This is a genomic window from Streptomyces ossamyceticus, from assembly GCF_001418475.1.
Taxonomy (GTDB): domain Bacteria; phylum Actinomycetota; class Actinomycetes; order Streptomycetales; family Streptomycetaceae; genus Streptomyces; species Streptomyces ossamyceticus.
On the sequence record NZ_LIQX01000332.1, the window covers coordinates 1 to 12,028 of the forward strand.

At 69.4% G+C, this 12,028-nt stretch carries 7 protein-coding genes; 1 reads left to right on the forward strand and 6 read right to left on the reverse strand.

All coding sequences use genetic code 11. The features are described 5' to 3' along the window. The 6 genes from AOK15_RS24180 to AOK15_RS24205 all read right to left on the reverse strand — a co-directional run. Positions 1-1,950: right-handed parallel beta-helix repeat-containing protein (locus AOK15_RS24180; RefSeq protein ID WP_420876955.1), on the reverse strand; the 1,950-nt coding region annotated here is incomplete at its 3' end. Between the two features lie 152 nt (positions 1,951-2,102). Beyond that, the gene (locus AOK15_RS24185) at positions 2,103-2,981 is read right to left on the reverse strand and encodes a sugar phosphate isomerase/epimerase family protein (RefSeq protein ID WP_055520300.1); all 879 of its coding nucleotides are present in this window, start codon (positions 2,979-2,981) and stop codon (positions 2,103-2,105) included. A 4-nt stretch (positions 2,982-2,985) separates the two neighbouring features. After that, on the reverse strand, positions 2,986-4,170 hold the full coding sequence (locus AOK15_RS24190; protein WP_055520302.1) for an ABC transporter substrate-binding protein: 1,185 nt from the start codon (positions 4,168-4,170) through the stop codon (positions 2,986-2,988). 22 nt (positions 4,171-4,192) lie between these two features. Beyond that, the gene (locus AOK15_RS24195; RefSeq protein WP_055520304.1) at positions 4,193-5,164 is read right to left on the reverse strand and encodes an ABC transporter permease; all 972 of its coding nucleotides are present in this window, start codon (positions 5,162-5,164) and stop codon (positions 4,193-4,195) included. 1 nt (position 5,165) lies between these two features. After that, a complete protein-coding gene (locus AOK15_RS24200; RefSeq protein ID WP_055520306.1) occupies positions 5,166-6,137 on the reverse strand; it encodes an ABC transporter permease in 972 nt (323 codons plus the stop codon). Next, the gene (locus AOK15_RS24205) at positions 6,134-7,654 is read right to left on the reverse strand and encodes a sugar ABC transporter ATP-binding protein (protein WP_055520309.1); all 1,521 of its coding nucleotides are present in this window, start codon (positions 7,652-7,654) and stop codon (positions 6,134-6,136) included. The genes AOK15_RS24200 and AOK15_RS24205 overlap by 4 nt, the downstream gene beginning before the upstream one ends. A gap of 597 nt (positions 7,655-8,251) precedes the next feature. Here AOK15_RS24205 and AOK15_RS24210 point away from each other — a divergent pair. Beyond that, entirely contained in the window at positions 8,252-11,812 is a 3,561-nt protein-coding gene (locus tag AOK15_RS24210) for a ThuA domain-containing protein (protein ID WP_055520311.1), read from the forward strand. Positions 11,813-12,028: the final 216 nt, after the last annotated feature.

Consider the following 12,028-nt stretch of genomic DNA (forward strand, 5'->3'; position numbering starts at 1 on the left):
GCCGGACTGCGCGCCCACGATCTGCCCAGCCGTTGTCGGCGGCGGGGTGGTGTCCTTCGGCCCGGCGGACGCCATCACGTCCTGGGCGCCCGAAGGCCAGTTGCCGTTGGTGACCGTGACATTGCCGGAGACCACGTTGCCGCGGTCCCCGTTGGTCACGTTCGTACTGCCGTTGGTCGACCAGTTGTTGGTGAGGGTCCAGTTCCCCATGTTCTCGCCACCCCAGTAGTTGGCTGTCGCCCACGTACCGGTGTTCGCGAAGACATTGTTGTCGGCCTTGTAGTACTTCGAGCCCTCGTCGAAGTACAGCCCGAAGTATCCGTTGGTCCGCAGGCAGTGGTTCCGGCTGATCTGCGCGCCCGGGTTCCATCCGAGCGTGTAGATGCAGCCACCGTCGTTCATCTGCTGCATGACATCGTGGATGTAGTTGCCGATGAGCCGGTTGTTGGACGCGGTGGTGGGCGTCGTGTAGCGCGGCTGGTAGTTGTACAGGCCGCGGTTGGCATAGTGGTTGCTGCCGCCCGCGTCGTTGGCACCCCAGCCGAATCCGATCGACATGCCGGAGTACGGCATGTTGTAGACCTCGTTCTGGGCGACGGTGCTGTTGGTGACGTACGTGGTCAGGACGGAGACGACGCCCCGGTGGTCCGCCCCGAGGTCGTGGATGCGGTTGTTGCTGATCGTGATGTCCCGGTTGACCATGCGCTGGTCGCTGGGGTGGTGGGCGTCGGCGCGCACGCCGCCCACGAGGATGCCACCGGCTGAGCTTCGGGCGATCTCCGACCGGGTCACCGTGATGTTGCCGGCGCCCAGGCCGACGCCGCTGGTGTGCGCGCCCGCGTCGTTGCCGATACCGATGGCCGTCTGACCCAGGTTGACGAACCGGGAGTCGGTGAAGGTGATGGTGTTGGCGGCGGAGACCTGCACGGCGGCCGGCATCTGCCGCCAGTGCGGCCGGGCGGCCTCGAACTGCGTGCAGCCGTTGTGGCAGGAGTCGAAGCTCGGCCAGCTCCAGTCGCCGGCCATGTACGCGCCGGTCTGCTGATCCGCGTACCCCTGGTTGCTGCTGGGGCCCAGCCAGCTCGTGCCGGTGAAGGTGATCCCGCTGAACGTGAGGTGGTGCGCCGGCTCGCCGTACGTGCCGCCGACGTTCACCAGCGACTGGAGCCGAGGCAGTTCCACGCTGACGGAGCTCATGTTCTGCCCGGCCAGGGGGATGTAGTACAGGGTTCCGGCCGTGGGGTTGAGGTACCACTCGCCGGGTGAGTCCAGGAATTCGTACGCGTTGGACAGATAGAGCGGGCCGGCCCGGTGGGGCCGCATGAGGGTGTCGTAGCCGAAGTTGTTGTTGTTCCACGCCGGCTGCTGCATCGTGAGGAAGTTCCCACCGATGCTCTGCACCGGCGAGTACCGGTCGGTGAAGGAGTTGACGCTCTCCACCTCGACCCGGCTCTGGTCGGCCAGGTTGTTCAGATAGCTCAGCGCACCGCTCGAGAACCTCATACCGGCGCTGGAAGCCGTGAAATCAGCCCTGTTCACCTGCGTGCGTGCCCGGGTGGCCACGGCGCCGTCGACATAGAGCTGCCGCGCGTCGAGACCGGCGGGCACATCGGCCTTCCAGATGTTCTTGCCTGCGTCGGCCACCGACCAGCCGGTGACCGCCCGGGCACCGGTGATCACCGGACGCGCCGACGGGGCGGCCCGCCACACGACCGTGTGGCCGCCCGAGCCGGAGTCCTCCGCCGTCAGCCGCAAAGGTTGGGCCAGCCGGTACACACCGTCGGCCAACTGCACCACGATGTCGTCCGACATGGCGTCGTTGAGCGATCGCACCGCCGTCTGCGCGGCTGTCAGTGAGCACGGCTGCGCGCTGGAACAGTCGCTGCCGGTGCCGGACGGCGAGACGTACACGGTGTGTGCGGCTGCGGAGGCGGGCACGGGGAACGCCACCACCGCGGTCGCGGCCAAACCGACTGCGGCGGCTGCGGTGAGAAGCCGCTTCCGTATGGTGTGGGCTGTGAACACGCTTTCTCCTTATGGCTGTTCCCTACGCATATGACGTATGACGTCTTTCGGATATCTCGGATACCAAAGCGACCCCCTCACCCGGTCGAGGGAGCGTTTTCCAGTCCGTGGAGGACGGTTCGGAGGTAGGACAGCCCGTCACGGGCGAGCGTGTCCTGCGTCGGGGCGAGCGGCCGCCAGATCGAGGCGGCGGTGGCGATGGCCTCGTTCCGCGCGGTGAACGACTCGATGCACACCGCGCCGCCGTAACCGGTCCTCGCCAGGGCGGCGAGGAAGCGCGGCCAGTCGAAGTGGTCGGCTCCCGGGGCGCCGCGGTCGGTGCCGCTGACCTGGACGTGCTTGATGTGCGGACCGGCCGTGACGAGCGCCTCGTAGGGGTCGGCCTCCTCGATGTTCATGTGATAGGTGTCGATCATGAGACCGACGTTCGCGGGCAGACCGTCGATCAACTCCACCGCCTGCTCGACCGTGTTGACGACGCTCGTCTCATAGCGGTTGAGGGCCTCCACACCGATGCTCACGCCCCGCTCCCCCGCGTGGTCGGCCACCGGCGCCAGGGCGTGGCGGACATCCGCGTAGCAGGCAGCGCGCTCCACCGGTGACATCCGCCAGGTCCGCCCCACCGCGGCGTAGACCGGGCCGCCGACGCAGGACGCGCCGACGGCCACCGCACGGTCCACACACGTTCTCAGGTACGCCACGGTGGAGGCGACGACCTCCGGTGGGGCGTTCACGAGGTCACGTCCCGGCGAGGTGACGGCACAGACGCCGGCCGCGCGCAGGCCGTGCGCCGCCAGCAGGTCCCGCGTGCGTGCCGGGTCCCAGTCGCCGGGTTGCTCGATCGGCAGCTCCACCGCGTCGAACCCGAACGCGGCGATCCGCGGCACCAGTTCGGCCAGGGCCTCGTCGTCGACCGGCGAGGCCCAGACCCACGGGTTGACACCGATGGCGTACACCGGACTACTGCCAGCGCTTCGGGTAGCCGGGCAGGTCGGTGCAGCCGCACATCGCGTAGTGCAGTGGCGGCATCGTGGGGTCGACGTACTCGTCCAGGTTGTCCTGGGTGATGGTCGGCTGGGGCAGCTTCCACGGGTTCGGCACCTGCTCGCCGTCGAGGATCTTCAGCGCGGCGATGATCGGGGTGCGCCACTGGTAGGTCGGGTAGGTCGGGGCGATCGCCGTGAGCTTCTTGTCCTTCCACAGCTTCAGGAAGTCGAGCTGGTCCTCGCCGTTGATCGGCGGCACGGGCTTTCCCGCGTCCTCGAACGCCTCGACCGCCGCGCCCGCGACCGCGCCGGCGTCCATCCAGACGCCGTCGATCGTGCCGTACCGCTGGATGTAGTCGTTGACGATCTTCTTGGTCCTGGCCGGGTCGCCGTCGGTGAACTCGACGCCGACGACATCGACGCCCGCCTTGTCGAAGGCGACCTTCGCCGCGGACCAACGCGTCTCCAGGACGTCGACGCCGGGCAGGATGCGCAGCGCGAGCACCTTGCCGCCCGGCTTCATCTTCCGGGTGACGAACTCCGCCGCGACATGGCCGAATCCGTAGCCGCCGATCGGGTTGATGAACGTCACCGGGCAGGTCGTGTCGACGCCGCGGTCGAAGACGATGACCGGCAGGCCCTTCCGGCAGGCGGCCTCCACGGCCGGGGTGAGCGTCGCGGTGGTGTTCGGCGAGACGATGAGCGCGTCGCAGCCCTTGCCGAGCAGGTCGTTGATGTCGGCGATCTGCTTCTGGTCCTTGCCCTCGGCGTCGACGTGGACGAACCCGGAGATCCGGTCGCGGTGCGTGTCGACCTCGGCCTGCATGGTCTTGAAACCGACCTGGCGCCAGGGGTTGTTGAGCCCGGCGTTGGAGAAGCAGAGCTTGTGCGGTCCGGGCTTCCTGAACTTCGCGGTCTTCACCATCGCCGGGTTGAGCGCCTGCTCCCAGGGCTTGCCGGCGGGCCCGGTGGGCGCGGTGTCGAGGAGCGCGAGTTGCTTGTCGTAGTCGGCCCGCACGAAGAACTTCGACTGCTTCCCGGTGCCCGATCCCTTGCCCGATCCGGTACCCGCGGAGGGGGAACCGGATGCGCCGGTGGTGGGCTCGTCGGTGGCGCAGCCGGCCAGCACCAGCAAGGTGCTCACGACCAGCACCGTCATGGAATGCCTCACTGGATCCCCTTCATCTGGACGGGACACGGAAGGACGCCGCCGCCACGGCGAACAGGATGATCGCGCCCTGGACGGCCGGTTCGAGGGCGCCGGAGACGCCGTAGAAGTTCATGAGCGTGAAGAGCGTCTCGAGGGTCAGCGCGCCCAGCATCGCGCCGACGACCGAACCCCGGCCCCCGCCCAGAGCGACACCGCCGAGGACCGCCGCGGTGATCGCGCCGAACTCCAGACCGGCGCCGGCCTGGAACGACACTCCGCTGTACCCGCCGATGAGAACCGCCGCGAGCGTGGCGGCGAGACCGCTGAGGACGAACGCCATGGTCTTGGCACGCCCCACGCGCACGCCGCTCAGCTCGGCGGTCCGCGGGTTGCCGCCGACGGCGACCAGGGTGCGGCCGAAGTCCGAACGCGTCAGCACCAGCGCCAGAGCGGCCGCCGCCAGCAGGACGAGCAGGGCGTACGGTATCCGCCCCAGCGCGGGTACATCCTCGAACGCGGACCGACCGAGCAGGCGGAACTCCTCGGAGAGCCCACCCTTCGGGGCACCGTCGGACCACAGATACACGGCACCGACGAGGATCAGGAACATCCCGAGGGTCGTGATGAACGACGGCACCCGCAGCCATGTGGTGACGAGGCCGTTGACGAGGCCGACGGCGACGCCGAACGCGAGCAGGAGCACGACGACGGGCCAGCCGGCCGACGGATCGCCGTCGATCAGCCGGGCCGCGACGACCACCTGCGCGGTGACCAGAGAGCCGACGGACAGGTCCAACTCGCCGGAGACGATCACGAAGTACTGGCCGGCGGCGAGCAGGACGATCGGCGCGGAGCGGCCGAGGAACGACATCAGCGACGGCGGCGAGAAGAAGTCCGGTTGGCGGGCGCTCAGCAGCACCAGCAGGACCGCCAGGATCACGACGATCGGTGCGAGACCGCCGGAGCGGAAACCGGGGAGCCGCGGTGGGCGCGCGATCCGCATGCTAGGACGCCTTTCGCATCGCCCGGCGGGCGTAGACGGCGACCGCCGCGATGATGATCACGCCACGGATCACCTGCTTGAAGAACACGTCGACCTCGAGCTGGTTGAAGACGGCGTCGATACTCGCGAGCAGCAGCACGCCGCCCACCGTGCCGACGACGCCGCCGCGCCCGCCGGCCAGGGCGGTGCCGCCGAGCACCACCGCTGCGATCGACTCAAGGTCGTACAGTCCCTCGGTGCCCACCCTCGGTGCGCCGGCTCCGAGCCGACTGGCGAGGTAGACCCCGGCGAGGCCGGCGCAGAGGGCGCACAGCACATGGGCGGTGACGAGGACCCGGCTGGTGCGCACGCCGGAGAGCCGGGCGACCTCCGGGTCACCTCCCACGGCGATCAGGTGGTGGCCGAAGCGGGTGCGGGCCAGCACGAACCAGGCCGCGGCGGCGACGGCGAGCAGCAGCAGGAACGCCAGCGGCACCGGGCCGACGCGCTGGTACCCGAGTCCCTGCACCAGGGCGGGTGCGGTCTTGCCGGTCGGGCCGTCGTATCCGTTGTCGAGGTATCCCTTCAGCAGCAGTCCGACGCCGACGGTCGCGATGAAGGGGTTGATCCGCGCCAGGGTGACGAGCAGGCCGTTGACGAGGCCGATGGTGGCGCTGACGGCGAGCGTCAGCCCGATCGCCGGCAGCAGCGCTCCGTCGTCCCCGGCCATGGCCTCGGCGGCGACGAGGGTGCTCAGGCTGACCGTGTACGCCACGGACAGGTCCAGCGAGCCCCCGACGACGACCACGGTCTGGCCGACCGCGACGAGGCCCAGACCGGCGGCGACGTGCAGCAGGCTCACCGTCGTCGGCAGACTGAACAGCCGGCCGCCGTCGACCGTGACGACGAGCCAACCGATCGCCAGGGTCAGGGCCAGGGCGACGAACACGCCGGGCGGGGTCCACCGGGCCGGCGGGGACAGCGCGCCGCTCATCCGGCCGCCTCCCGCGCGGTGCCGACCGCCAGGGCGACGACCTCCTCCTCCGTCGCGCCGGCGGACAGCTCACCGGCGATCCGGCCGTCGCGCATGACGATGATCCGGTCGCTCATGCCGAGCAGTTCGGGCAGCTCGGACGACACCATCAGCACGGCGGCGCCGTCGCGGGCCAGCCGGCGGACGAGATCGTGGATCGCCGACCTGGCGCCCACGTCGATGCCCCGGGTCGGCTCGTCGAAGAGCAGGATCCTCGGAGCGAGCGCGAGCCACCTGGCCAGCACGACCTTCTGCTGGTTCCCCCCGGACAGGAAGCGGATCTCCTGGTCCTCCCGTGCTGCGCGCAGCTCGACGGCCGCGAGCAGCTCCCGGACCCGCGCGGTCCGGGCACCGCGACTGACCCGGACAGGGGGGACGGCTCGGACGGCTCGGACGGCCAACAGCGCGTTGTCGAGCACCGACTGCTCGGCGACGATCCCCTCGCCCTTGCGGTCCTCCGAGACGTAGGCGATACCGACCCGCATCGCGGCGCGGGGCGAACGCAGCCGGACCGGGGCCCCGTCGACGGCCACCTGGCCGGTGCCGAACGGTGCGGCGCCGAACAGCGCGCGGGCCAGCGCCGACCGGCCGGAGCCCTGCAGGCCGCCGACGCCGAGCACCTCGCCGGCGCGCAGCCGCAGGTCGATGCCGCGCAGCTTCCGGTTGCCCGCGCCGCGGACGGTCAGTCGCACCGGGCCCAGCTCCTGCGGCTGCGCCCGGTCGGGGTAGTAGCTCGACAGCTCACGGCCGACCATGTGGCGCACCAGCCGGTCGGCGCTGGTGTCCGCGGTGTCCAGGGTGGTCACCGCCCGGCCGTCCTTGAGCACGGTGATCCGGCTGGACAGGTCGAAGACCTCCTTGAGGCGGTGCGAGACGTACAGCACGCCCATCCCGTGTTCCTGGAGCCGTCGTACGAGCGTGTAGAGCTGGTCGACCTCGTGGTCGGCGAGAGCCGCGGTGGGCTCGTCCATGATGAGCAGCCGCGCGTCGAGGGCGAGCGCCTTGACGATCTCGACCACCTGCTGTTGCGCCACGCCGAGCCGTCCCACACGTGTGTCGGGCGGTAACGAGCCCTCCCCGATCGAGGCGAGGAGCCCCGCGGCGCGGTCGAGCATCGCTCCACGGTCGACGAGCCCACGGCGCAGGGGCTCGCGGCCCAGCCAGACGTTCTCGGCGACGGTGCGCTCGGGCAGCAGCGTCAGCTCCTGGTGGACGATGCCGATACCGGCCTGTTGGGCCTCGCGCGGGCTGCGGAACGTCCGCTGTGCGCCGGCGAACTCGACCGTTCCCTCGTCGGGCTGGTGGACTCCGGACACCACCTTCATGAGCGTGGACTTGCCGGCGCCGTTCTCGCCGACGACCGCGTGCACCTCGCCCGGCCGGACCTGGAGGTCGACGCCGTCGAGCACCCGCACGCCGAGGAACGACTTGCCGATGCCTCGCAGAGCGAGCAGCGGCGACGGCAGCAGGCCAGACATCGTGGGACCCTCAACATTCGCGTCGTCAGCAGGAATGAGTCAACCGATAGCTGAATCGTTCGGGTACAGCCGGGCGTGAAATGCCAGCTCCCGCCCGCGAGCTATCGTCGAATAGTCTCGAACTTTCACCGGACGCAATGGCGACATCGCGGCCCCGAGGGTAAATGGCTCGATGAGCGCCTGGCAATACCGTCGGAGCCAACTGCCCCATGTGGAGCGGTGATCAGCCGACAGCGATCGACACGCCAAAATCTGTTATCGAATCGCCCCGCCCACAGTCGCGCACCGAACCAAGAAGATTGCCGAACCACGAAGAATGATGCGCGAAATGTGTTATGGAATCAGCCGCACCGAATCCATATTGACTGTTGCGAAACCCCGCTGCATGCTGACCGGCAGACCACGGGAGACGGTCGCATCCGGTGTGACGCCCCCCTTCTCTTCCGTAGGGACTTGACTGCCCGTCACGGCGGACGGGACGACGAGCTGACGGCACACGCGCGCCTCCGACGCGCTTCTGCACTCTGGCGCATCGGAGGTGCGGCCGGCGCGTGCCCGTGGTCATGCCATCGTTGCTCCGCCGAAATAGGAGACGGCATGCGTCGCATCACATTAATCTTCGGGGCGATCGTGAGCGTGCTCCTGTCGCTCGTCATCGCCCAACCGGCGTCAGCGGCGCCGGCCTTCCGAGCCCTGGTCTTCACGAAGACGGCCGGCTACCGGCACGATTCGATCCCGGCCGGCCTGGCGATGTTCCGGGAGCAGGCGGCGGCCAACAACTTCGAGTTGGTCCACAGCGAGGACTCCAGCGTTTTCACCCCGGCGAATCTCGCCACCTTCGACGTGCTCATCATGTTCCAGACCTCGGGAATGGTGTGGACCACGGCGTCCCAACGCCAGGCGGTGGAGGGCTACCTCGCCAGCGGCAAGGGCATCGTCTCGATCCACAACGCCACGGACATGGGCATCGAGAACGAGTACCCGTGGTGGGACCAGACCGTCAACGGCGGCGCACACATGCCGGAGCACTCCCCCGGTGTGCTGTCCGGCACCGCCGTCGTCGCGGACAAGAAGCACCCGTCGACGGCCGGTCTGCCGGACCGTTGGAACCGCAGCGAGGAGTGGTACAACTTCGACCGCAACCCCCGTGGCGACGTCCACGTCCTGGTCACCGCGGACGAGCGCACGTACAACCCGGGCCCTCGCGCGATGGGGCCGGACCACCCCATCTCCTGGTGCCGCAACACCGGCGGCGGCCGTGTGTGGGCCACCGCCATGGGGCACGCCGGCGCGGCCTACAGCGAGACCCCTTTCCGCAACCACGTCCTCGGGGGCGTCAAGTGGGCGGCCGGCCAGGAGGCCGGCGACTGCGGCGGCACCGTGTGGAGCAACTTCGAGAAGCGCACCCTCGACGACAACACCGCGGACCCGATGGCCCTCGCGGTCGCCCCGGACGGGCGGGTGCTCTACGTCCAGCGGGGCGGGCAGGTGAAGATCTTCAAACCGACCACCAACAGGACCGTGACGGCCGCCACGCTCAGCGTCTACACCGGCGGCGAGGACGGCCTCACCGGACTGGCGCTCGACCCCGACTTCGCCGACAACGGCTACGTGTACCTGTATCACTCCCCGGCCGGAGTCCCGAACGACATCAACCGGGTCTCCCGGTTCACCCTCACCGGCGACACCCTGAACATGTCGAGCCAGGTGACGATCATCGACATCCCCGCGACCCGTGACCGCACGTTCGCCGAGCCCGGGCACACGGGCGGGTACATCGAGTTCGGCCCCGACAAGAACCTCTACATCGGCACCGGGGACGACGTCCCACCGAACCTCGACCCCGCCTGGCAGGGCTACGCCCCGCTGGACTGGCGGCAGGGCAAGGCCAACCTCGACGCAGCCCGCACCGCCGGCAACACCAACGACCTACGGGGCAAGCTCCTGCGCATCCGGCCGTCGGCCGACGGCGGCTACACCGTCCCGGCCGGCAACCTCTACCCGCAGGGCACGGCGCAGACCCGGCCGGAGATCTACGCGATGGGCTTCCGCAACCCGTTCCGCTTCTCGATCGACCCGGAGAACGGGTGGGTCTACCTCGCCGACTACGGCCCGGACCGGAACCCGCCCACCACCAACCGCGGCCCCGAAGGGCTCGTCGAGCTCAACGTCATCAAGTCACCGGGCAACTACGGCTGGCCGTTCTGCCACGGCGACAACCAGGCCTACGCGCCCTACAACCCGAGCACCGGCGCCGTCGGCGCCAAGTTCAACTGCAACGCGCCGGTCAACAACTCGCCGAACAACACCGGCCTGACCAACCTCAAGCCGATCGTCGCGCCGAACATGTGGTACGGCTACGGCGTCTCACCGAACTTCCCCGAACTCGGCTCCGGCGGCTCGGGGCCGATGGGCGGACCGGTCTACCGCTACGACGCCGCGAACCCGTCCGAGACGAAGTTCCCGCCCTACTACGACGGGGTCCACTTCTTCTACGAGTGGTCGCGCCACACCGTCAAGGAGGTCCACTTCGACTCCGCGACCGCGGTCACCCGGACCAACCCCTTCATGCCCGCCGCCAAGTTCCTCAAGCCGATGGACATGGAGTTCGGGCCCGACGGCTCGCTGTACCTGCTCGAATGGGGCAACAACTTCTCCGGTGGCAACAACGACTCCGGGCTCTACCGCATCGACTACAACCACGGCGGACGGTCACCGATCGCCAAGGCCACCGGTACGCCCACCAACGGGGACGCGCCACTGAACGTGCAGTTCAGCAGCGCGGGGTCCACGGACCCGGATCCCGGCAGCACACTTACCTACCACTGGACGTTCGGCGACGGCACCACGTCCACGGCAGCGAACCCGTCCCACACCTACACCGCCAACGGCAACTACACCGCCCAGCTCAAGGTCACCGACAACACCGGCAAGACTGCCTTCGCCAACGTGCCGATCACCGTGGGCAACACCGCGCCGACCGTCACCCTCACCCTTCCGTCCAACGGCGGCATGCTGGACTTCGGTGACCGCGTCCCGTACAAGGTGTCCGTCTCGGACCCCGGCGGCGGGCCCGTCGACTGCGCCAAGGTGTTCGTCAACCCCGCCCTCGGCCACGACGACCACCAGCACGAGACCACGGACCATTCGGGGTGCTCGGGCACCATCGACACGTCGCTGCTGGGCGGGCATCCCGACGGCGCCAACCTGTACTACGTCCTCAACGCCCGCTACACCGACGACGGCGGCCCCGGCGGTGCGAACCCGCTCACCGGCTACGCCCAGGTGATCCTCCAGCCCAAGCACAAGCAGGCCGAGTTCTACACGGACCAGTCGGGTGTGCAGATCGTCGAGCAGGCCGGCGCGGAGAGCGGCAAGCGGGTCGGCAACATCTCCGACGGCGACTGGATCGCGTTCAAACCGATGAGCCTGTCGGGCATCACGAGCGTGAAGTACCGCCTGTCGTCGCCGAGTGGCGGCGGATCGATCGAACTGCGCGCCGACTCCCCGACCGGCACGCTCCTGGCCACGACACCGGTGCCCAGCACCGGCGGCTGGAACACCTACCAGTCCACGGCGGGGGTGAACACCGCCGATCTCTCCGGCTCGCACCCGCTCTACCTGGTGTTCAAGGGCACCTCGAACAACTGGTTCGACCTCGACTCGCTCACCTTCGGCGGCAACGGGGTCGGCGAACCGGGCAGCGGCGGCGGTGGCGGTGGCGGCGTGGCCGGTCGGACCTGGACGGTCGCGGCGCAGCACAGCGGCAAGTTCATGGATGTCGGCGACGCCTCGACCGCTGACGGCGCCCAGATCGTCCAGTGGCCGGGCACCGGCGGCAACAACCAGAAGTGGCAGGCCGTCGACGCCGGTGGCGGCGCCGTCTATCTGAAGGCGGCGCACAGCGACAAGTGCCTCGCCGTCACGGGCGGGTCCACCGCGCAGGGCGCGTTCCTTCAGCAGTCCACCTGCAACAACGGCAACCCGCAGAAGTTCCTCGTCACCCCGTCGACCACGGCGGGCGTGTACACGATGAAGAGCGTCCCCAGTGGACTGTGCGTCGACGTCAACGGCGGCTCGACGGCCGACGGCGCACGACTCCTGCAGTGGAGCTGCCACAGCGGCACCAACCAGCAGTGGCGGTTCACCGCCGTATAGCCCGTCCGGTGGCTGCCCGGCGCGGTCGCGCGCCGGGCAGCCCTTCCTACGACCAGGTGAGGAACCGCCATGGTGTTTCGCATACCTCGACCCCGCCGGTACGGACGTCTGTCCGCGCTGGGCGCCGCCCTGGTGCTCGTCGCCGTCGGCGCCACCGCGGTGGCGGCACCGATCGAGCCCGGGCAGAGCGCCCCCATCGTGGGCGCGCAGTCCGGC